The organism is Microbacterium sp. MMO-113 (genome assembly GCF_037148555.1).
Lineage (GTDB): Bacteria > Actinomycetota > Actinomycetes > Actinomycetales > Microbacteriaceae > Microbacterium.
The window spans coordinates 477,649-498,431 of the sequence record NZ_JBBCTD010000004.1 but is presented as its reverse complement, the minus strand read 5'-3'; the positions used below and the strand labels follow the sequence as shown (position 1 = coordinate 498,431).

Below are 20,783 nucleotides of genomic sequence, written 5' to 3'. Positions count from 1 at the left end.
AACGTGAGTCGTCGTCGGTATCCGGTAGTGGACGTGTCTTCGGCGGGAGGCTGTGCGCACGATCGATAGACAGGGGCCAGGACCGCTCACTCCCGCGAGCTGGGTGCACGGAGAAACGCGCTGAACGTTTGTTGACCTACGGGGCGAGCTAAGGGGTGGGGGAGCGGAGGGCCCTCTTGGGGCTGGGCGCGTTGGTCGCCGCGGCTTCGCCATGTCGCGCCTCCGAGCCTCCAACGCGGTTGTTTCACGTGAAACGGCGAGGCGACCACAAGAGGAGAAGTGGTCCCGGCGGTACACGGCCGCACGTGGGACTCGCCGTGACGGCGGTCGCGAGGCACGCTCTGCTTCGCGATCACCTCGGTACGACGGAGGTGAGAACCCTTTGCCTTATGGACAAGGCGCGGGACGCGTGTGCCTGAGGGCGCTGACCACGTTCCGTCAGCCGCGGCTGCAGGCGCTGACAGCAGTCCCGTCCGCCTGCGAGGTTGTCCAGGGCGTCTTTCGGTCAATGCGCGGGTGGTTGGAGTGCTGTCCGCACGGCGTTCCCGCCTCTGGCGCAATGCGGTAGCTCTGCGTTGACACTGCTGTCGGCGGTCTGGACATGGGCGTCCCACCGTCTGACGAGCTGGGCTGTCGAAACGCGGCGCGACCATCGCTGTGCAGTATCGCGAGAGCACGTGGTCGCGCCAGCTGGAACGCTGTGGCGGGTCGAGCCTCGAACATACGGGGAGCGATACGGCGCGGGCGTTTCACGTGAAACGGTCTACCGCGTCGCGCCTGAGGTCGTGCATGCTGATTGTGCTCAGAGACGAGAGAGGAGGGGCATCGGGTCGCCGGGTACATGGTTGTTCGTTGCCACAGGCCAGCGCACTTCATGTATGCACTCCGGGCGAGAGCAGACAACATGAGAGATGACGTTGGGGAAGGGTACCGGCCGGCTCGAAGGTCGACGCCCGGGGTGGGCCGTCCGCGGGCCGTCCGCACGGCTACCGTAGGGAGTCGGCAGCTCTGATGCGGGTGGCGAAGGGGCCGCGAAGTACGTCCGGGTCCCCGGAACCGACTGGGTGCGCGCTGCTCCCATCAGAACCCACGGTGGAGCGCTTCACTCGGAGTGCAGCGGATGGGAGGAGATGTCCCGACGAAGGGAGCGCGACGGGAAGGGCCCGCCATCGAGCGCACAGAAGGGCGACTGATGAGAGAGCGGCCATCATCGCTGCGAATCAGAGTGCTCTCTGAGCTGGTGCGCGTGGCGGAGCCAGGCAACCGGTTCGCACTTGGTCGCACGTTTCACGTGAAACCAATGCCTCCCGGCTCCGACAGCCTGGTTACGGGCGCCCGTCTCTCAGGGGGAGGAGACGAGAGACCGCATCGCGGATGTAATCCGAGGTCGGTCGCTGCGATTAGAGTGGAACGCGGCCCCGAAAGGAGTGGATGTTTCACGTGAAACAGTCCGAGAAGGCACCATCGAACGAATCGTTCGGGATGGACACCCCGCTTGCGCGGGAAATCGCGGATCTCTCCGCCCGGCGCCGCGCGCTGGAAGGGGTCTCCGTCAAGTTCAGTGGCGACACCCGCATCCTAACGGTGTCGAATCAGAAGGGCGGCGTGGGTAAGACCACCAGCGCCGTGAACATCGCATCCGCGCTGGCAGGTCTGGGAGCGAAGGTCCTCCTCATCGACCTCGATCCGCAGGGGAACGCCTCCACTGCCCTCGGGGTGCCGCACAACGCCGACACCCCGAGTGTCTACGACGTCCTCATCGACGAGTTCCCCCTGGCGGAGATCGTTCAGCCCAGCCCCGAGAGTCCGAACCTCTTCTGTGCGCCGAGCACCATCCACCTCGCCGGCGCTGAGATCGAGCTCGTCGCGCAGGTCGCGCGGGAGCACCGCCTGCGCCGCGCTCTGGAGGACTACCTCGCAGACCATCCCGTGGACTTCGTCATCATCGACTGCCCTCCTTCCCTCGGGCTGCTCACGATCAACGCCTTCACCGCCGCGAACGAGGTGTTCATCCCGATCCAGTGCGAGTATTACGCTCTCGAGGGCCTGAGCCAGCTACTCGGTAGCATCCAGATGATCCAGAAGCACCTCAACCCGGGTCTGCATCTGTCGACGATCCTCCTCACGATGTTCGACGGACGGACGCGGCTGGCCCAGCAGGTGGCGGAAGAGGTGCGGTCCCACTTCCCCTCGCAGGTGCTGGACACCGTGATTCCGCGCTCCGTCCGTGTGTCGGAAGCCCCCAGTTTCGGCCAGACGGTCATCGCCTACGACGGTCAGTCCGCCGGGGCGATCGCGTACCGCGAGGCCGCCGTCGAGATCGCGTCGAGACAGACGCAGAGCAAGGAGAAATAATGGCGAAGCGCACTGGACTCGGCCGCGGCATCGGCGCCCTCATCCCGACAGCGGACCAGACGGAACGTCCCGTCGACGTGTTCTTCCCCGGCGCGAAGATCGCTCCGACCCCCGAGGCTCCCTCCACGAGCGCCGACGCCGCGCCCGCGCCCGAACTCGAGGCGGTTCCTGGGATCCATCTGATCCAGGTCGACCCGCAAGCGATCGTCCCCAACCCTCGCCAGCCACGCACGCACTTCAACCCGGAGGACCTCGCGGAGCTCGTCCACAGCGTCCGTGAGTTCGGCGTGCTGCAGCCGGTGGTCGTCCGGAAGAACAACGACGGCGAGTACGAGCTCATCATGGGGGAGCGGCGCACGCGTGCCGCTCGCGAGGCCGGACTCGAGGCGATCCCGGCCATCGTCCGCGACACGGCCGACGAGGATCTCCTGCGGGACGCGCTGCTGGAGAACCTCCACCGCTCGGAGCTGAATCCCCTCGAAGAGGCGTCGGCCTACCAGCAGCTCCTGGATGATTTCGGCATCACCCAGGAGGAGCTGGCCACGCGTATCGGTCGCTCCCGTCCGCAGATCAGCAACACCATCCGCCTGCTCAAGCTCCCGGTCCCGGTGCAGCAGCGGGTGGCCGCCGGCGTGCTGACCGCCGGGCACGCCCGCGCCATCCTCAGCGTGGAGTCTGCGGAGGCGATGCAGCGTCTCGCGGACAAGGTCGTCAACGAGGATCTGTCCGTTCGCGCGACGGAAGAAGCCGCCAAGGCGCAGCCGTCGGCAGGCAAGACCCCGAAGCCGACACCTGGTGCGCGTCGGGCGTACCTGGACGAGGTCGCCGGCACGCTCGGCGACCGCCTCAACACCCGGGTCCGGATCTCGCTGGGTGCGCGGAAAGGCCAGGTCACGATCGATTTCGCATCGATCCAGGACCTGAACCGCATTCTCGAGGAGCTCGGTGAAGAAGGGTACGGCTCCGCGCGGTGACCGCGCCCCTGGTCGGGGCTGGCATAGACTCGCGTCATCTTGACGATGCGAGGGGGATGTCATGTCCAGACCAGCTGATCCAGCGACCATCAAGCGTCGCGTGATCGCCGTCAGTATCGCGGCGGCCCTGGGTGGTTTCCTCTTCGGATTCGACACCGCGGTGATCAACGGCGCCGTCGACGCTCTGGCCGGAGACGTCTCCGGATTCGATCTCGGCACCGGCCTCAAGGGCTTCGCGGTGTCGTCGGCCTTGATCGGCTGCGCTGTGGGTGCCTGGTTCGCCGGGCCCGTCTCGAACAAGTTCGGCCGCATCCCGGTGATGGTGGCCGCCGCCGCCATGTTCTTCGTCTCGGCGATCGGCTCCGGCCTCGCCTTCAGCGTCGTCGACCTCATCATCTGGCGAGTCATCGGCGGCCTCGGCGTCGGTGCGGCGTCGGTGATCGCACCCGCATACATCGCAGAGGTGTCGCCGGCAGCGATTCGCGGCCGTCTCGGCTCGCTGCAACAGCTCGCGATCGTCCTCGGCATCTTCGCCGCACTGTTGTCCGATGCCCTGCTGGCCGGCATCGCGGGAGAGGCGGACCAGCCGCTCTGGGGTCTGACCGCGTGGCGATGGATGTTCATGGTCGCGGCCATCCCCGCGCTCGTCTACGGACTGATGTCGCTCCGGCTGCCGGAATCCCCGCGCTACCTGGTGCGCAAGGGCGAGGTGAAGCGCGCTGCGGAAGTGCTCCAGACCGTCACGGGGACGATCGACACCGAGGCGAAGATCAAGGAGATCACGGGGACGATCGACACAGAGCGCTCCGAGTCGCTGCGGGATCTGCGGGGGAGCCGGCTGGGACTCAAGCCGATCGTCTGGGTCGGCATCCTGCTGTCGGTGTTCCAGCAGTTCGTCGGCATCAACGTCATCTTCTACTACTCCACGACGCTGTGGCAGTCGGTGGGCTTCGACGAGTCCAGCGCCCTCCTCACCTCCGTCATCACCTCTGTCACGAACATCGTCGTCACGATCGTCGCGATCCTCCTCGTCGACCGCATCGGGCGTCGGATCATGCTGCTCGTCGGCTCGGTCGGCATGACGGTGACTCTCGGGCTGATGGCGCTCGCCTTCTCATTCGGCACGCTCGACGCCTCCGGAACCGCGACTCTCCCCGACCCCTGGGCCACCGTCGCCCTCATCTGCGCCAACGGCTTCGTCGTGTTCTTCGGTGCGAGCTGGGGTCCGCTGGTATGGGTGCTCCTAGGCGAGATCTTCCCGAACTCGATCCGTGCCGGTGCCCTGGCCGTGGCCGCCGCGGCGCAGTGGGTGGCGAACTTCTTCATCTCGACGACGTTCCCCGCGTTCGCCGAGATCGGCCTCACGTTCGCCTACGGCTTCTACGCGTTCTTCGCGCTGCTGTCGTTCTTCTTCGTGTTCTTCAAGGTGCCGGAGACCAAGGGCCGCGAGCTCGAGGACATGAGCGAGGATGCGAAGGTGGAGCGCCGACCCCGTCGCGCACGCGCGTAGGCTGGAGGGATGACCGAGTCCGTCCCCCGTCGCGCCAGCCTGGAAGTGCTGCGCGCCGAGGCGTCGGACGAACTCGCCGTCCTCGTGCAGGAGCGCCTGCTCGGCGGCGAGGACCCCTGGGAGTTCATGGAGGAGCTGCCCAGCGTCGACGAGCTCGTCGTCTACCTGCTCCGCGCCGACAACATCGCGGCAAACGACGGTGTGCGTCCGAACGCCGCGCGACACTACCGCGTGCTGCGACAGATCGCCCTCGAGTACCCGGAACTCACACCGGCCGTGTGGGGGCTCCTGGACGCGAAGCAGCGCCATCGTCGCTGGGATCCCCGCATCGCGGACGCCTCCTGACGACCGATGCTCCTCTTGCCTTCTGACCCGTCCTGGCCGCTGCGGTTCGAGGAGTTCGCGACAACGATCCGCGCCGCCGGGGAGGACGGGTGGATCATCGAGCACATCGGCTCGACCGCGATTCCCGGGATGAGCGCGAAACCGGTCATCGACCTCGCGGTGCGCGTGGAGACGCGGGAGCGGCTCGACGCTCGTCTGCCCGAGCTGGAGGCCGCCGGATGGTGCGTCGGATATGAGCAGGTCAAGCACGACGCTGCGCGGGCGGCAGCGGACGGGGTGTCCTCCTACAACGCGGGAAAGACCGCCGTCATCCAGGAGATCGTGAACAGCGCCCGGGCCGCGCGCGGTCTCGAGCCCGTGGACGTGTACGACAAGCGCTGACCAGTACGGGCGGCCCGGAGGATGCGACAAGGGCCGCACCCGGAGGTGCGGCCCTTCTCGCGGTCGTGGGGGATCAGCCGAGGAAAGCGGCCAGATCCTGCTCGAGGGCGAACTTCGGCTTGGCGCCGATGATCGTCGTCTTGACCTCTCCGCCCTGGAAGACCTTCATCGCCGGGATCGACGTGATCTGGTACTTCATGGCCAGCTCCGGGTTCTCGTCCACGTTGAGCTTGAGGATGGTGATCTTGTCGGGGTTGTCGGACTGGATCTCGTCCAGCACCGGCGCGACCATACGACACGGACCGCACCACTCGGCCCAGAAGTCCACCAGCACGGGACCATCGGCCTGCAGCACGTCCTGCTCCCAGGTCGCCTGGCTCGTTGCCTTTGCACTCATCAGAGTTCTCCTTGTTCGAGGTTCGCCTGTTGCAACAACGGGCGAGGGGAAAGTGTTCCCGGCCGTGGTCAGGCCGTGATGACCTCGGCCGCCTCGGCCGCGGGGACCTCGACGGAGGAGTCCTCCAGGTCGGCGAGGAAGTGCTCGGCGTCGAGGGCCGCGATCGTGCCCGTTCCGGCGGCGGTGATGGCCTGGCGGTAGGTGGGGTCGATCACGTCGCCGGCGGCGAAGACACCGGGAACCGACGTGCGCGAGGAGCGACCGTCGACCCAGATCGTCCCCTCGGGCGTGAGCTCGAGCTTCTCGTGGACGAGGTGGGTTCGCGGGTCGTTGCCGATGGCGATGAACAGGCCGTCGAGGGGCAGGTCGCGCAGCGAGCCGTCCTCGGTGGAACGCAGCTGCACGCCCGAGACGGCGTTGTCGCCGAGGATCTCCACGACCTCGCTGTTCCACACGAACTCGATCTTCTCGTTCGCGAAGGCGCGCTCCTGCATGATCTTCGAGGCCCGCAGGGTGTCCTTGCGGTGGATGACGTACACCTTGTCCGCGAAGCGCGTGAGGAAGGTGGCCTCCTCCATCGCCGAGTCACCGCCGCCGACGACCGCGATGGTCTTCTGACGGAAGAAGAAGCCGTCGCAGGTGGCGCACCAGGAGACGCCGAAGCCGGAGAGACGCTCCTCGCCCTCGATGCCGAGCTTGCGGTAGGCGGAACCCGTCGCGTAGATGATGGTCTTCGCCTCGTGGGTCGCGCCCGAACCGAGGGTGACCTTCTTGACGGGGCCGGCGACGTCGAGCTCGGTGACGTCGTCGTAGAGCACCTCGGTGCCGAACTTCTCGGCCTGCTCCTGGAACTTCGCCATGAGCTCGGGGCCCTGGATGCCCTCCGGGAAGCCGGGGTAGTTCTCCACCTCGGTCGTGTTCATGAGCTCTCCGCCGACCTCGACGGAGCTCGCGATGAGCAGCGGCTCCAGGTTCGCGCGCGCCGCGTAGATGGCAGCCGTGAATCCGGCGGGGCCGGAGCCGATGATGATGACCTGACGCATGTGATCTCCGTTAGAAAGGCGGTGCCGTCGAAAGACGTCCGACTGTTTCAACCCATGGTAACCGCGGGGCATTCCCGCGTCAGCGGCCGGGCAGGAAGCGGCGGACGAGCCCGCCGGCGGCCTTCAGCTCCGGGGCGCGGAAGACCGCGAGGATCGCGACGTACACGAGCACGACGACGAGGCCGATGACGGCCGTCGCCAGGGTGCCGGGAATGACTCCGGACGTCGCCCATCCCGTCGTCCCGCCGAGGAGGAGGAACGTGCCCCAGCCGGCGAGACCGGCCGGGATCGCGGCGATCGCGAAGAGCGCCAGGGCACGCATCCACGAGAGGACGCCCAGCCCACCGATCTTGCGGTGCAGCAGCCAGGTCGCCACGATCGTCTGCAGCGTGCTGGCGATCGACTGGCCCAGAGCCACGGCGGCAGCCAGCTGAGACAGGGCGATGATCTCCGCGGACAGGAGCCCCGCCGCGCCCAGTGCGGTCACGACGATCAACGTGCACTGGAAGATCGTGAACCAGAAGGGGGTGCGGGTGTCGTCGTAAGCGTAGAAGGTCCGCTGGACGATGAACAGGATCGTGAGCGGGATGAGGCTGATCAGATAGCAGAGGAGGACGATGGCGGCTCCCTCGGCATCCGAAGGGCTCTCGGTGAAGACACGCGATGCGGGGATCGCCGCGGCCGCGACCGCGGCGACGGCGGCGACGATGAAGAACAGTAGCGTGCGGATGCTGCGCGAGATGTCTCCGCGGACCTCGTCGTCGCGACCTGCGGCCGCGTGCTCGCTGATCTGCGTGAAGTACGGGGTCCCGATCGACAGCACGATGACCGAGTACGGCAGCATGAAGATGAGCCAGGCGTTGGCCGTCACGGCGAGCGACGCCCCCGACTCCGACGCGTTGCTGACGATGTTCCCCTGGAGCACACCCGCGGACAGCGAGGCCAGGGCCATCAGGAAGGTCCACCCCGCGAGTTTGCCCACGTTGCCGAGGCCGACGCCCCGCCAGTGGAAGTCGGGACGCAGGGACAGCCCGGTCCGTCTCCAGAACAGCAGCAGGATGAGCGCCTGCACGGCGATGCCGAGGGTCGCCGTGCCGCCGAGCATCGCGATCATCTCCGGCGTCCAGTCGGCGGAGTTCCGGGAGACCGGGGAGAAGGCCCATCCCAGGATCAGGAACCCGATGATGGAGACGATGTTGTTGACGACGGGCGCCCAGGTGAAGGGACCGAAGATCCGCCGCGCGTTCAGGGCTTCGCCCAGCAGGGCGTACAGACCATAGAACAGGATCTGCGGGAGACACCAGTACGCGAGCGCGGTCGCGAGCGCCTGGGTGGTCGAGGACAGGCCCCCGGCGACGATCTGCACGAGCCACGGGGCGGCGATCGTGGCGATCGCCGTGACAGCCACCAGCACGACCGTGCCGAGGGTGAAGAGCTTCGAGATGAAGGCATTGCCCCCGTCGGCGTCTGCGGTGGCCTTGACGATCTGCGGCACGATGACCGCGGTGAGGATGCCGACGGAGATGAGGGAGAAGACGCTGTTCGGGAGAGTGTTCGCCGCGGCGAACGCGTCGGCGGGCCCCGAGTTGAACGACCCGATCACCGCCACGAGGACGATGCTGCGCAGCAGCCCGGTCACGCGCGACACCATGGTGCCGGCGCCGATGATGGCGCTGGCGCGCCCGAGACTACTCACGCGACTCCTTCGTCGGCGGGGCATCCGGACCGTCGTGGTGCTCCTGCACGGCCGCCTCCGCCTCCTTCTCCTCGATCAGTTCCTCGACGGCGGCCTCGACGGCCTGCTCCTCGATCGCCTCTCGGCGCTTCCGACGCACGGTGCGCACCACCCCGAGAGCGATGAGGAGCACGGCGAGTCCGCCGAAGACGACGAGGCCGATGGTCTCCCACTCCGCGCGCACCGCGACGCGGATGGTCTGCTCGGACTGGATCGGCACCCCGGTCGGGCTGGTGAGGCTGAGGCGCAGATCGAGCTCGCCGCTGCCGACTCGGGCCGACACCGGCACCTTCGCCCTCGTGGTCGAGTTCGCCTGCACGGCGACGTCGATCACGGGCGTCACCTCGAGGCGCGGATCGGTGGGGGCGGCGTACAGCCGCACCGTCACCGGCCACGGGAGGTCGTTGCGCACGGCGATGGGGAGGTCGGCGTTGGCCGTGAGGAGCTGGATGGTGCTGGAGTCGGGGATGCTGACGGCACCGAGCGTCTCGGTGGTGCGGGCACGATGGGCCGCGACCTTCTCGGCGAAGGCTTCCGCGGACGATCCGACCGCGATGGTCCGCAGGACCCGGATCCGCTCGGGGCTGAGCAGCACGAGGGGGTCGCTGAGGACGGTGGCGAAGGCCGTGAGGGAGCGCTCGTCGGCGAGGAGATTGGTGAGGTCGGACGCCTGGGTCGCCGCGGCCGTCTCGGGCAGCGTCACCGAGGCGGCGGGAGCCGCCCGCACCGTCGAGAGCTCGAAGCCGATCGAGTCGGCTGCCGAGATCGCGTCGCGGAGGGCATCCGCGGAGCGGTTCTCGTCGCGCTCCAGGCCGATGAGGATCGGAGCGCCGGGGGCCCGGGCGCCGGCGAGGAAGAGCCGCGCGGCCGCTTCCGCCAACAGCCCCTGACGGGGAACCGAGGCGGATTCGGTCGCCGCAGCAGACAACGCGGCCGACGTGGCGGCATCGATGACGAGCAGGTCCTGACCGCCCGCTGTCGCATGGGCCGCACTCTGATCGCCGACGGTCTCGGACGACACGATGGTCGTGGCGGGGCGGCCCAGATAGCCGGTGAACGCCGCGAGGTCGGCCTCCGTGAGGTCGCTCTCCGGCCAGACGATCCCCGGGATCGCGCCGTCGATCTCCGTGAGCTCCTCGTCGGTGGGAAGAGCCGGTCCGTCGGTCGGCGTCGGCGACGGTTCTGCAGTGATGCCGGGAGTACTCGTCGGTGTCACGGCTCGCTGCTGGGGGAACGCGGCGGGATCGAGCAGCGAGGTCAGCGGAAGCGGTGCCAGCGCCTCGGGCAGACCGGCCTGCGCTTGCACCGTGAGGTCGGCATCGCCGAACTGCAGGGCGAAACGGGCGTTGGGGAGTTCGTCGAGCCGCTGCAGCCAGTCAGTCGCCGCTGAGGGGGCGGCGGTGCCCAGCGCGCGGATCGACGTGAGGATGGCAGGGTCGACCGCGAGCACCGCCGTCGTCCCGGCCACGCCGTCGAGCTGCGCGGTGAGGTCGCCGTCCGGGGCGGTCAACTCCGCGAGCTCCTCGGCGCTCAGGAGGGCACCGCCCGCCGGCGTGGCGGTGATGGGCACGATGACCCCGACCGGGCTTGTGGGGCCGGAGGTGACGACGAGGACGCTCGTCGCGGTGGTGTCCCAGGTCGTGGTGCGCTGTCCCTCACCATCCTTCGTGCCGGCGTCGCTCAGGGCAGCCCGCAGCGGGTACACCCCGGGTTTCAACGGCTTCAAGGTCTCCTGCGGCACGAACACGGTGGTGCCGGCGGATCCGCCCGCCTCCGTCGGCTTCGTGGTCTCCTCTCCGAGGGAGAGGAAGGAACCCGCGGCCTGGCCCTCGTCCAACCATTCGGTGACGGCGTCGTCGTCGGTCAGTGGCGTGCTGCCGAGCTCGATCTCGACGCGACCAGCGGAGAGCTCCGCCTCGGTGCGGTTGTCGATCGTGACCACGGCCGACGTCGACGTCCCGGGGGCGACGGTCCCGCGCAGGCCCGCCGTGACATGCAGTTCCACCCGTTGATCGTCGTCGGCGGCCGGCTGGTCGGCCGCCACAGCGGGACCGGCGATGCCGACGACGCAGACGCCGGCGGCGACCACGAACGCCGCGAGCCGGCGCACGCGCGCGCGGAGGCCCGTCTCGGGAGTGATCGCGGTCATGAAGGTCTTCCTCGAACGCCGGGGAGAGGCGGATCGTGAGTACTGACTCTGCGATTCTAGGAGGCCGGACAGAGGAGAACCCTGAAGACGCGTAGAGTGACGGCCGTGTCCGACACCCCCGCCCCCCGCCCCGACCCGCTCCGCAGCGCCGCGCTCGCCGCGGATCTGGACGACGCCGACCTTCGCTCCGAGCCCCTGCGTCGCCTCTGGGGAGAGGAGGCGGACGATGCCCTGGGCCGTGGCCTGCGGGAGCCCATCCTGCGGGCGATCGCCGGGGACGAGGGCGTGCTCGCGACCCTCGGGCGGCTCCTGGTGCTCGGGCTTCCGCAGCCCCGAGCGGCGGTGGAGCGTGCCCTGCCCACCCTCGGCGTGGACGGTCTGGAGGCGCTGGGCCTGGCGACGATCGACGCCGACTCCGTGACTCCGATCGCGCTGCTGCGCCCGCAGTCGTTCGTCGACGAGGACGGCGTCGGGGAGTGGTGGATCGCCAGCGACCTGGACGAGGTCGCCCTCGACGGTCCGCTGCCCGCCGATCACGTGCTCGGTGTGGGCGGCGCCTCCCGCACGCTCGCCGAGACGGTCGTGCCGCTCGCGGTGGACCGTGCGCTCGACCTCGGCACGGGCTGCGGCATCCAGGCGCTCCTCGTCGCTCGGCGCGCCGGCCGGGTCGTCGCCACCGATGTCTCTCGCCGCGCCCTCGCCTACGCCGCGTTGAACGCGCAGCTCAACGGGGTCACGAACATCGAGTTCCGTCACGGGAGCATGTTCGAGCCGGTCGCCGGGGAGGCGTTCGACCTCATCGTCTCAAACCCGCCGTTCGTGATCACGCCCCGCACGGAGGGGGTGCCCGCCTACGAGTATCGCGACGGCGGACTCGTCGGAGACGCGCTGGTCGAGCAGTTCGTGCGCACGGCACCGGCCCACCTCACCCCCGGCGGCATCGCCCAGCTTCTCGGCAACTGGGAGTCCCGCACGGGGATCACGGGCCTCGCCCGGCTGGACGCGTGGGTGCCCGCGGACCTCGATCTGTGGGTGGTGGAGCGGGAGGAGCTGTCGCCCCTCGCGTACGCGGAGCTGTGGATCAGGGACGGCGGCATCACACCGCGCGATGCCGCGTTCACTCCGCTGCTGACCGCGTGGCTCGACGACTTCGCCGCGCGGGGCGTGACCGCGATCGGCTTCGGCTACGTGCTGCTCCGCCGCGGGCAGGGGGAGCCGCTGCGGCGGTCGGAGCGGATCTCGCAGCCCGTGGCGAACGTGGGGGCGGCGCTCGGCCTCGGCCTCACGGCCCACGATGCGCTCGCCGACGGACTGCCCGACACGCTCGTCGTGGCCCCCGACGTCACGGAGGCGCGTCACCTGCTCCCCGGCAACGACGACCCGAGCGTGATCGAGCTGCGTCAGGGCGGCGGGTTCGCGCGGACGGTCGCGGTGGACCCGGCGCTGGCCGGGTTCGTCGGCGCCTGCGACGGGGAACTCCAGGTGCTGCAGATCGCCCCCGCTCTCGCCGACCTCTTCGAGGTGCCCTTCGCGCAGCTCTGGGCGGAGCTCGAGCCGCGCATCCGAGGACTCGTGCTCGACGGCTTCCTCCTCCCGGGGGAATAGTCGCGGCTTCCATGCGTTCGAATACACCATGAAGGCTTTCGGATTCCTCTCGTTCGGTCACTACGCCGACGTGCCCGGCTCGGCCACCCGCACCGCGGGCGACATGCTGAAGCAGACCATCGAGATCGCGGAGGGCGCCGACGAGCTCGGCGTCAACGGCGCCTACGTGCGGGTGCACCACTGGGCTCGCCAGGCGGCGTCCCCGATGCCGCTGCTGACGGCCATGGCCGCGCGCACCGAGCGGATCGAGGTCGGGACCGGCGTGATCGACATGCGCTACGAGAACCCGTTCCAGTTCGCGGAGGAGGCGGCCGCGCTCGACCTCATCGCGGACGGGCGCATCGCGCTCGGCGTGAGCCGTGGGTCACCCGAGACGGCGCTGCGCGGCTACGAGACCTTCGGTTTCCGCGACGAGGAGGACCCGGAGCGCGGCAGCGTGCTCGCGCGGGAGAAGTTCGAGATCTTCCTGCGGGCCATCGACGGCGAGCGACTCGCCCCCGGCGACCCCCGGATGGTGGGCGCGGGACAGTACCTCGCGATCGAGCCGCAGTCGCCCACGCTGCGTGATCACATCTGGTGGGGCTCGGGTTCGCGCGCCACGGCCGAGGAGACCGGACGCCAGGGGCTCAACATGATGAGCTCGACGCTCGTGACCGAGGCCACGGGGCAGCCGTTCCACGAGCTGCAGCGCGAGCAGATCGAGCTGTTCCGCTCCGCCTACCGTGACGCCGGCCACACCGGGTCGCCGCGGGTGTCGGTCAGCCGCAGTGTGTTCCCGCTCGTGTCGGACATGGACCGCGCCTACTTCGGGCTGCGCAGCGAGGAGAACGCCGACCAGATCGGCATCATCGACGGGTTCCGCTCCACGTTCGGCAAGACCTACGCCGCGGAGCCCGATGTGCTCATCGAGCAGCTCCGAAAGGACGAGGCCGTCATGGCCGCGGACACCCTCATGCTGACCATCCCGAACCAGCTCGGGCCGGAGTACAACCTGCATGTGCTCGAGGCGTTCGCGGAGCACGTGGCGCCGGCCCTCGGGTGGAAGCCCAACACGGAGGGTCCGGTCCAGGGCGACCCCGTGGCCTGATCCGGCACGGCGGTTCGCTCTTGACAGGGGCCGCGTGACGCCCGACGCTGGGGACGGCGCGCCGACCGGCGCCCGTCCCCACCGCTTCGGAGGCACCATGACCCGCGTGCGCGTCGACCTCAACATCACCCTCGACGGCTTCGCCACGACGACCGATCAGACCCCGGAGAACCCCTTCGGCGAGGACTGGGGACGACTCACCGCGGCCTACACGGCGACCCGCACCTTCCAGGAGCGCGTCTTCCACGACACGAGCGGCGCGGGCACCACCGGGGTGGACGAGAAGTACGCGGCGCAGTACTTCCAAGGCATCGGCGCCGAGATCATGGGGGCCGGGATGTTCGGGCTCCACGCGAACCCGGACGACCCGGAGTGGCGCGGCTGGTGGGGCGAGGAGCCGCCGTTCGAGGTGCCGGTGTTCGTCCTCACCCACACGCCGCGCCCGCCGATCGAGTTCGCGAACGGCACGAGCTTCCGCTTCCTCTCCGCGACCCCGGAGGAGGCGCTGCGGGAAGCCGTGGCCGTGGCCGGAGGGCGTGACGTGCGCGTCGGCGGCGGGGCGACGACGGTCCGGGAGTTCCTGCGCGCCGGGCTCGTCGATGACCTGCACGTGGGCATCACCCCCATCCTCACCGGCAGCGGCATCCGGCTCTGGGACGACCTGCGGGGCCTCGAGGCCGGCTATCGCGTGACGTCCGAGGTCGCGGAGTCCGGGGTGACTCACATCACGTTCTCCCGCGCGGACTGAGGCTCCGGCGCGCGGTCGCAGAGTTGCACCGGGGTCGCGGGAACTCCCGGAAACCCTGCGACCTCGTGCGGAAGTGCGATCTCAGAGCGGAGGGCCGAACAGCTCCTCGCCGTGCTCGTGGAGGATCCGGTACGCGTCGGCGAAGGTCTCCGGTTCCTTCTCGCCCGGCGCGCCGTACCGGGCGAGAAGGAGCCCGAGGAGGCCGCGGGCGGGAGGAGTGAGCGGCTTGAGGTGATCCGCCTGGTTCGGCTGCGGGGTGCCGCCCTCGGGGTTCGGCGGGGTGTACGCGGGCGTGGTCACGGGCCAGTCGGCCGGGTGCCGCGGCTTGTCGAGGTTCACGACGTTGAGCAGCGTGTTGGCCGACTGATCGCGGTCGTTCAGCGGCTCCAGGCCGTGCAGGCGCGACAGCGTGGCCGTGACCGATCCGTGGTGCATCTCGTCGTGGATGATCGTGCCGCGCCGCGTGTACGCCGACACCGCGATCGCCGGGACACGACAGCCGAGCCGGTCGAACGTGAAGCCCATCTCCCCGGCGCCGGTGTCCTTCGTGGGTTTCGTGGCTGCGGGTGGCGGCACGTGGTCGTAACAGCCCCCGTGCTCGTCGAACGTGATGAGCAGCAGCGTGTTCACGGCGTTCGAGCCGCCGGGCGTCGCGCTCGTGCGCACGGCCTCGTAGACGTCGTGGATGAGCCGATCGCCCGCCCGCACATCGGAGATGGCGCTGTCGTACACAGGCTCGCCGTCGACCACGCTCGCCCGCGGCTTCCCGAACGGCGGATGGAAGTCGTTGGGTCGTAGACCATTCGCGGCTCGATGAATGCGTACGCCGGGAGGGTGCCGTTCTTCGCGTCGGCGTAGAAGTCCTCCATCGTGCCGAAATGGTCCGTGCGCCAATACTTCTCGAGCACCGCCGCATGCAGCATCCCCGTGAACGAGACCAGCTGGAGCTTGTCGATGTAGATCCGCCAGCTCACCTTGCGGTCTTCCAGGCGGTTGAACACCGTCGGTGCGGCCGGGGCGTCGAGCCACTTCCGGTAGCCGCCGCCCCCCTGATTCGTCACGAAGCCGTGCGAGGTCGAGGCGTGGAAGAAGGAGCGGTTGCAGAAGGTCTGGGAGGGCACTCCCGCGTACCAGTGGTCGAACACGGCGAACTCGGCTGCGAGGGTGGAGAGCACCGGGAGCATCTCCGGCGAGAACGAGCCCATGATGTGCCGCGCTTCGTCCAGGCCCGGCTCCTTCCCGTCCCGCAGCCGGCGGAAGTTGATGATGTAGTCCTCGAGGAAGCCGGACATCGTCGCCTTCTCGCCATGGGTGGGGGCGTTGAAGGGCGTGGTCATCTGGTCGACGAACAGGTCGGCGTTGGTCTTCGGGTCGACGGTGCCGAAGATCTGCGTGTTGACGTGCGGGTACTCCTCACCCGGGTCCGGATCGGGGAGGCTCATGATGCGGTCGGTGTCGCCCCGGTAGACGTGCGCCTCCACGACCGTGCCGTCCGGGGCGGTGTTGCTGTACGAGCCGAAGTCGAGCCCCTCGAACGTCTCGCCCTGCGGCACATTCTGCTTCGTGTAGAGGTAGCCGAGGAGGTTGTCGAACGAACGGTTCTCGCCCATCACGACGACGAGGTGGTCGAAGCCCGGCTCGCTGCGCGGAGTGAGGGCGGCGAAGGGATCCGGATCGTCGGCGAAGCCGTCCCGTCCCCCGGCGACGGAGGCCCCGATCGCCGCCCCTCCCGCTCCTCCGATCACCGCTCCCGCCAGGGCGGCGCCGCCCGCGGCGAGGAATCCGCGCCGGGAGGGGTCGCGGGGAGGGGCGTCGGAGGGGCTGTCGGCGTCGACCATGCCGCGATCCTACGACCGTCCCCTCCGAAATCGTCCCGTTCTAGGTTCGCGATCTCGGGTGAGTGCGTCGATTCAGATGTCGGCGTAGTCGTTGGCGCCGCTCTGGATGCCGGTCACACGCGGGGTCGGCGACGTTCCCACGGAGACCGTCGGTGTCGGATCGGACGCGGTCTCGACCTGGACGCACGCTGTCAGTGCCATAGCGAGGAAGATGACGGCGCCGGTGAGAGCGGAGGCGCGGCGGAGAGACCGGTGCATGACGCGAGCCTAGAGCGAGGATGCCTGGCCGTGCACGACTTCGGAGATTCGTATCGACGCGCCGGGGCCGCCCCTCCGGGTGCGGCGTGTCGGCCGAGAACTCCGAAGTCGTGCACGCGAGGGACGGCACGGGCGCCGCCGAGAGACCGGCGGCGCCCGTGGAGGGAGGGAACCGGTTACGCGGCTTCCGTCGTCTCGACCTCCGCGGTCGCACGGCGGCGACGCAGGGCGAACAGGCCGAGGCCGGCGGCGAGCAGCACGATGGCCCCGATGACGAACGGCATGCTGTCGGCGCCCGTCGTCGCGAGGTCGCCGTCGGTTGCGCCACCCGAGCCGTTCTCGCCGGGGACGACCGCTCCGCCACCGGCCGCCGCGGTGACGGTGAGGGAGGCCGTCACCTCGGTGCCGTCGGGGAGGATCACGGCGAGCGTGTGCGTTCCCGCCGGAGTTCCGGCGGGAATGGTGACAATGCGCGAGAACGTGCCGTCGGCCGCGACCGTGACCGTGCCGAGGGACACCGGGTCGGATCGCAGCTCGAGGGCGACCTCGGCGCCGGCCGCGAAGCCGCCGCCCGACACCGCGAGAGTGCCCCCGGCCACGACCGAGGATGCGCCGAGCTCCACCGTCGCCGGCTTCTCGGGCTCCGGCTCCTCCGTGACCGGCGGGGTGACGCCGGCCTCGGTGACCCACTTCTCGCCGGCGTCCGACTTCGTCACGGTGAACGTGTCGTACACGGCACCGACGGGGAGGTCCGTCGTGGCGTCCGGCTGCTTCTCGGCCAGATACGACCGGTAGACGAGCTGGTTCTTCGAGACGTCGATCACCTGGTACGTCGTCACGCCCTGACCGCGCAGCACCTGGGTGGCGCCGTTGTTGGTCCAGACGTTCTTCTCGGCGGTCTCCAGGTCGTAGTGCTTCGCGCCGGAGTTGGAGACCACGTAGACCGGTCCCGTGGTGAGGCCGGGGGTCTCGGTCGCATCCGTGTTCACGTAGCCGCGGGCGTACGTGTGGTCGTGGCCCATGAGCACGAGGTCGATGTCGTTGCGCTGGAACACCGGCAGCCACTCGGCGCGGAGCACCGGCTCGTCACGACCGGCCGAGGCCGAGAAGACCGGCTGGTGGAAGGTGACGACGTTCCACTTCGACGGGCTGTTCTGCAGCAGCAGGTCGAGCCAGGCGGCCTGGAAGCGCGTCCACAGGGTGGCGATCTGCGACGACGGGCACTCCGCCCCCGTGCAGGACGGGAGCCCGGCCGGGGTGAGGAAGGTCGTGTCGCGGGTCGCGTTCAGGGTGATGAAACGGACGCCTTGGTAGTCGGTGTAGTACGCGGTCTCGGCGGCGAACGAGCTCCAGTGATCGAAGAACGCGCGGTATTGCTGCGCGACGGCGGAGTCGCCCTTCGCGAGGTTCGCCAGCTCGCCGATGGAGCTCGTCGACGGGTTGTTGTGCGGGTACTCGAATGCGGCCTTCCAGGCCGTGAGCAGCTTGTCGCCGGAATACTCGTGGTTGCCCGGAGCGGCCATCACGTTGGTGCGGACGGCCGAGTCCTTCATGCCCTTGAACCAGTTGACCCACTCGTTCTCGTTGCTGGAGGTGTTGATCAGGTCGCCCGCGTGGACGGAGCCGATCGACCGGGGAGCCTGCGCCTCGGCCTGCTTCACGACGCTCGGCCATGTGGTGTCGAGACCGATCTGGGCGTCGCCGTAATAGATGAACTGGAAGTCGCTCGCCTTCGGGTCCGCCGTGCGGAACTCGTACCAGTCGCTCCAGCTCCCGGGGAGACCCACCCGGTAGCGGTACACCGTGGCGGGGGTGAGGTCGGTGACCGTGGCCGAGAAGTGCTTGTTCGGGTTGCCGTTCACCACTCCGGCGTCGTAGGCATCGACCGTGCGGGTGTCCCCGCCGGACGCGAGACCGATCTCGACCTGGCCGACCGTGTGCGACGCGTCGCCGGCGAGCCAGGAGAACGACTGCGACACCTCCGGCTTCTCGGTCGGGGTGAGGATGACGCGAGTCGGCGGGGCGACGACGGGGGTGCCAGGATCGGAGGCCTTCATGAGGGTGAGCGACGACATGTCGAAGTAGATGTCGGAGCTCGACGCGCGGTCCTGGAACAGCGACACGGCGATCGTGTTCGTGCCGTCGCGGAGCAGGTCGCCCTCGGCGCTGAACGTGCTGGTTAGCGGGTCGCCGTTGGAGTCGCCGGCGTACTCGACGTTGGTGGTGTCGGTGATCCGGCCGTCGACGTAGCGGGCCACTTCTTCGCCGTTGATCCACACGATGAGCGCGTCGTCGAAGGTGACGGTGCTCTGCAGGACGGCGACCTGCTCGGCGACGCCGGCCTCCAACTCGAATGTCGTACGGAAGAAGTAGGTCGGGACCGTCGGGGCCGCCGAGCCGTCGAGGTAGTGGTTGAGGAGCGTCTTCGGGGTGTGCGGCCCGACGGGGGCGAGCGTACCGCTCTTGGCCCCGAAGCTCCCGGGCGCGGTCTTCCACGCGCTGTCGTCGTAGGCGGGCAGGGTCCAGTCGCGCAGCGCGGCCGGGGCCGGTGACGGGTCGGAGCCGTCGTCGAGATAGTGCCAGGGCGTGTCGCCGGTGACGAGCGATCCAGTCGGCACCTCGGGGTCGGGCGCGGCGAGGGCCGCGGGGGCGACGACGGCGCCGCCGAGCACGGCGAGCAGCGCGACGGACGTCAGTCCGCGACGCCGCCACCGCACCGCAGGGGTGGGGGAGGTCATGTCTGTCCTTCGTGGGTGGGTGTCCGTGCTCAGCCGCACGGGGCGTCCCCAGCCCAGCGGAGGCGGATGACGGAGGTCTGACATCGAGGCGACGGGGAGGTGAACGGGGGTGCGTCAAGGGGCGGCCGGTACGCTGGAACCCATGCTCAACATGGCCGACGGCCTCGCGCGTCTCGGCGCGCTCGCCGAGAATCCCGTCGTCCGCACCCTCGCGGAGGCCTTCGACGAAGCCGGTTTCGAGCTGGCCGTCGTGGGCGGTCCGGTGCGCGATGCCCTGCTCGGCCGCGAGACGCACGACCTCGACTTCACGACGAGTGCCTCGCCGGACGAGATCCTCGCGATCGTGAAGCCGGTGGCATCCGCGCACTGGGACATCGGTCGGGCCTTCGGGACCATCGGCGCCCGGGTGCGCGGCGAGCAGGTCGAGATCACGACCTATCGCGCCGACAGCTACGACGGCGTGACGCGGAAGCCGACGGTGGAGTTCGGCAACTCGATCGACGGCGACCTCGTCCGCCGCGACTTCACGGTCAACGCGATGGCCCTCCAGGTGCCCGCGGTGAAGCTCGTCGATCCGACCGGCGGTGTCGAGGACCTCGTGGCGGGGGTGTTGCGGACACCGACCGATCCCCGGGTGTCGTTCGGCGACGACCCGCTCCGGATGCTGCGCGCCGCCCGGTTCAGCGCGCAGCTCGGCTTCACCGTGGCGGAGGACACGGAGCGGGCGATCACCGAGCTCCGCGAGACCCTGAGGATCGTGAGCCCGGAGCGCGTGCAGTCCGAGCTCGTACGCCTCATGCAGACCGACGACCCCGTCCGCGGCATCCGGGTGCTGGTGGAGACCGGACTCATCGACGAGTTCCTCCCCGAGGTCAGCGCGCTCAAGCTCGAGGTCGACGAGCACCACCACCACAAGGACGTCTACGAGCACTCCCTCACGGTGCTCAGCCAGGCCATCGCGCTGGAGCAGGCCAGGAACCCCGGAGCCGGGCCGGACGTGCCGCTGCGGATCGCGGCTCTGCTGCACGACATCGGAAAGCCCCGCACGCGCAAGCTCGAGCCGGGTGGCGCGGTCACGTTCCACCACCACGACGTCGTCGGCGCCCGGATGGCCCGCAAGCGGCTGCAGGCCCTGCGCTTCGACTCGGCGACCACGGACGCCGTCGCGACCCTCATCGAGCTGCATCTGCGCTTCTTCGGCTATGCGGAGGGGGCGTGGACGGATGCCGCCGTGCGCCGCTACGTCCGCGACGCCGGGGACCTGCTGGAGCGGCTGCACATCCTCACGCGCGCCGACGTCACCACGCGGAACAAGCGCAAGGCCGCCCGCCTCGCCGCCGCCTACGACGACATCGAGTCCCGGATCGCGGCTCTTCGCGAGCAGGAGGAGCTCGATGCGATCCGTCCCGAGCTCGACGGCAACCGCATCCAGGAGGTGCTCGGCATCTCTCCGGGCCGGGAGGTCGGCGAGGCGTACAGGTTCCTCCTCGATCTGCGCCTCGATGAGGGCGTGGTGGGCGAGGACGTCGCGGAGCAGCGCCTCCGGGAGTGGTGGGCTTCGCGCGGCTGACTCCTGCCGACCCACCCCCTTGCGTGCCTCCCGGCCCCTTCCGACCGCAC

17 protein-coding genes are annotated in these 20,783 nt (G+C 69.4%); 9 read left to right on the top strand and 8 right to left on the bottom strand.

Annotated elements, in window-relative coordinates; translation table 11 throughout:
- The first annotated feature begins 1,431 nt into the window (after positions 1-1,431).
- From WFJ36_RS16135 to WFJ36_RS16115, 5 genes are all read left to right on the top strand, one after another.
- Positions 1,432-2,355, top strand: a complete 924-nt coding sequence (locus WFJ36_RS16135; protein ID WP_442927878.1) for a ParA family protein — start codon at positions 1,432-1,434, stop codon at positions 2,353-2,355.
- Positions 2,355-3,329, top strand: coding sequence for a ParB/RepB/Spo0J family partition protein (locus WFJ36_RS16130; RefSeq protein ID WP_336643701.1), 975 nt, complete (start codon positions 2,355-2,357; stop codon positions 3,327-3,329). The genes WFJ36_RS16135 and WFJ36_RS16130 overlap by 1 nt, the downstream gene beginning before the upstream one ends.
- Positions 3,330-3,390: 61 nt before the next feature.
- A complete protein-coding gene (locus WFJ36_RS16125) occupies positions 3,391-4,839 on the top strand; it encodes a sugar porter family MFS transporter (RefSeq protein WP_218138570.1) in 1,449 nt (482 codons plus the stop codon).
- 9 nt (positions 4,840-4,848) lie between these two features.
- Positions 4,849-5,184, top strand: a complete 336-nt coding sequence (locus WFJ36_RS16120; RefSeq protein WP_336643700.1) for a tryptophan synthase subunit alpha — start codon at positions 4,849-4,851, stop codon at positions 5,182-5,184.
- 15 nt (positions 5,185-5,199) lie between these two features.
- On the top strand, positions 5,200-5,565 hold the full coding sequence (locus tag WFJ36_RS16115; RefSeq protein WP_336643699.1) for a GrpB family protein: 366 nt from the start codon (positions 5,200-5,202) through the stop codon (positions 5,563-5,565).
- A 73-nt stretch (positions 5,566-5,638) separates the two neighbouring features.
- Here the strand turns inward: WFJ36_RS16115 and trxA are convergent, their stop codons facing one another.
- The 4 genes from trxA to WFJ36_RS16095 all read right to left on the bottom strand — a co-directional run bounded on the left by trxA (position 5,639) and on the right by WFJ36_RS16095 (position 10,889).
- Complete coding sequence (trxA, locus tag WFJ36_RS16110) at positions 5,639-5,962, bottom strand: thioredoxin (RefSeq protein ID WP_025102859.1); 324 nt, start codon at positions 5,960-5,962, stop codon at positions 5,639-5,641.
- Between the two features lie 68 nt (positions 5,963-6,030).
- Positions 6,031-7,005 carry a thioredoxin-disulfide reductase gene (gene trxB, locus WFJ36_RS16105; RefSeq protein ID WP_025102858.1) on the bottom strand — a complete coding sequence of 325 codons (975 nt, stop codon included), beginning with the start codon at positions 7,003-7,005 and terminating at the stop codon, positions 6,031-6,033.
- A gap of 79 nt (positions 7,006-7,084) precedes the next feature.
- Complete coding sequence (murJ, locus tag WFJ36_RS16100) at positions 7,085-8,701, bottom strand: murein biosynthesis integral membrane protein MurJ (RefSeq protein ID WP_071329775.1); 1,617 nt, start codon at positions 8,699-8,701, stop codon at positions 7,085-7,087.
- A complete protein-coding gene (locus WFJ36_RS16095; protein WP_336643698.1) occupies positions 8,694-10,889 on the bottom strand; it encodes a DUF6049 family protein in 2,196 nt (731 codons plus the stop codon). Before WFJ36_RS16095 ends, murJ begins: the two co-directional genes overlap by 8 nt.
- Positions 10,890-10,985: 96 nt before the next feature.
- Here WFJ36_RS16095 and WFJ36_RS16090 point away from each other — a divergent pair, with 96 nt between their 5' ends.
- From WFJ36_RS16090 to WFJ36_RS16080, 3 genes are all read left to right on the top strand, one after another.
- Positions 10,986-12,494, top strand: a complete 1,509-nt coding sequence (locus WFJ36_RS16090) for a class I SAM-dependent methyltransferase (RefSeq protein WP_442927877.1) — start codon at positions 10,986-10,988, stop codon at positions 12,492-12,494.
- 28 nt (positions 12,495-12,522) lie between these two features.
- Positions 12,523-13,581, top strand: coding sequence for an LLM class flavin-dependent oxidoreductase (locus tag WFJ36_RS16085; RefSeq protein ID WP_071329777.1), 1,059 nt, complete (start codon positions 12,523-12,525; stop codon positions 13,579-13,581).
- A 97-nt stretch (positions 13,582-13,678) separates the two neighbouring features.
- Positions 13,679-14,329: a dihydrofolate reductase family protein gene (locus WFJ36_RS16080; protein WP_071329778.1), complete on the top strand. Its 651-nt coding sequence runs from the start codon at positions 13,679-13,681 to the stop codon at positions 14,327-14,329.
- Positions 14,330-14,410: 81 nt separating this feature from the next.
- Here WFJ36_RS16080 and WFJ36_RS16075 read toward each other — a convergent pair whose 3' ends face one another.
- The 4 genes from WFJ36_RS16075 to WFJ36_RS16060 form a co-directional block, all read right to left on the bottom strand.
- The gene (locus WFJ36_RS16075) at positions 14,411-14,995 is read right to left on the bottom strand and encodes an alkaline phosphatase family protein (RefSeq protein WP_336643696.1); all 585 of its coding nucleotides are present in this window, start codon (positions 14,993-14,995) and stop codon (positions 14,411-14,413) included.
- Positions 14,956-16,167, bottom strand: coding sequence for an alkaline phosphatase family protein (locus WFJ36_RS16070; RefSeq protein WP_336643695.1), 1,212 nt, complete (start codon positions 16,165-16,167; stop codon positions 14,956-14,958). Before WFJ36_RS16070 ends, WFJ36_RS16075 begins: the two co-directional genes overlap by 40 nt.
- Positions 16,168-16,239: 72 nt before the next feature.
- Positions 16,240-16,425: a hypothetical protein gene (locus WFJ36_RS16065; RefSeq protein WP_292789053.1), complete on the bottom strand. Its 186-nt coding sequence runs from the start codon at positions 16,423-16,425 to the stop codon at positions 16,240-16,242.
- Between the two features lie 176 nt (positions 16,426-16,601).
- Positions 16,602-19,163, bottom strand: coding sequence for a metallophosphoesterase family protein (locus WFJ36_RS16060; RefSeq protein ID WP_336643694.1), 2,562 nt, complete (start codon positions 19,161-19,163; stop codon positions 16,602-16,604).
- Positions 19,164-19,305: 142 nt separating this feature from the next.
- Here WFJ36_RS16060 and WFJ36_RS16055 point away from each other — a divergent pair, with 142 nt between their 5' ends.
- Entirely contained in the window at positions 19,306-20,733 is a 1,428-nt protein-coding gene (locus tag WFJ36_RS16055; RefSeq protein WP_336643693.1) for a CCA tRNA nucleotidyltransferase, read from the top strand.
- Positions 20,734-20,783 lie beyond the last annotated feature (50 nt).

Excerpts from the sequence above, each read along its gene's own strand:
- WFJ36_RS16135 (WP_442927878.1), top strand. The coding sequence starts at position 1,432 with ATGTTTCACGTGAAACAGTCCGAGAAGGCACCATCGAACGAATCGTTC.
- WFJ36_RS16130 (WP_336643701.1), top strand. The coding sequence starts at position 2,355 with ATGGCGAAGCGCACTGGACTCGGCCGCGGCATCGGCGCCCTCATCCCG.
- WFJ36_RS16125 (WP_218138570.1), top strand. The coding sequence starts at position 3,391 with ATGTCCAGACCAGCTGATCCAGCGACCATCAAGCGTCGCGTGATCGCC.
- WFJ36_RS16120 (WP_336643700.1), top strand. The coding sequence starts at position 4,849 with ATGACCGAGTCCGTCCCCCGTCGCGCCAGCCTGGAAGTGCTGCGCGCC.
- trxA (WP_025102859.1), bottom strand. The coding sequence starts at position 5,962 with ATGAGTGCAAAGGCAACGAGCCAGGCGACCTGGGAGCAGGACGTGCTG.
- trxB (WP_025102858.1), bottom strand. The coding sequence starts at position 7,005 with ATGCGTCAGGTCATCATCATCGGCTCCGGCCCCGCCGGATTCACGGCT.
- WFJ36_RS16095 (WP_336643698.1), bottom strand. The coding sequence starts at position 10,889 with ATGACCGCGATCACTCCCGAGACGGGCCTCCGCGCGCGCGTGCGCCGG.
- WFJ36_RS16085 (WP_071329777.1), top strand. The coding sequence starts at position 12,523 with ATGAAGGCTTTCGGATTCCTCTCGTTCGGTCACTACGCCGACGTGCCC.
- WFJ36_RS16080 (WP_071329778.1), top strand. The coding sequence starts at position 13,679 with ATGACCCGCGTGCGCGTCGACCTCAACATCACCCTCGACGGCTTCGCC.
- WFJ36_RS16070 (WP_336643695.1), bottom strand. The coding sequence starts at position 16,167 with ATGGTCGACGCCGACAGCCCCTCCGACGCCCCTCCCCGCGACCCCTCC.
- WFJ36_RS16065 (WP_292789053.1), bottom strand. The coding sequence starts at position 16,425 with ATGCACCGGTCTCTCCGCCGCGCCTCCGCTCTCACCGGCGCCGTCATC.
- WFJ36_RS16060 (WP_336643694.1), bottom strand. The coding sequence starts at position 19,163 with ATGACCTCCCCCACCCCTGCGGTGCGGTGGCGGCGTCGCGGACTGACG.
- WFJ36_RS16055 (WP_336643693.1), top strand. The coding sequence starts at position 19,306 with ATGCTCAACATGGCCGACGGCCTCGCGCGTCTCGGCGCGCTCGCCGAG.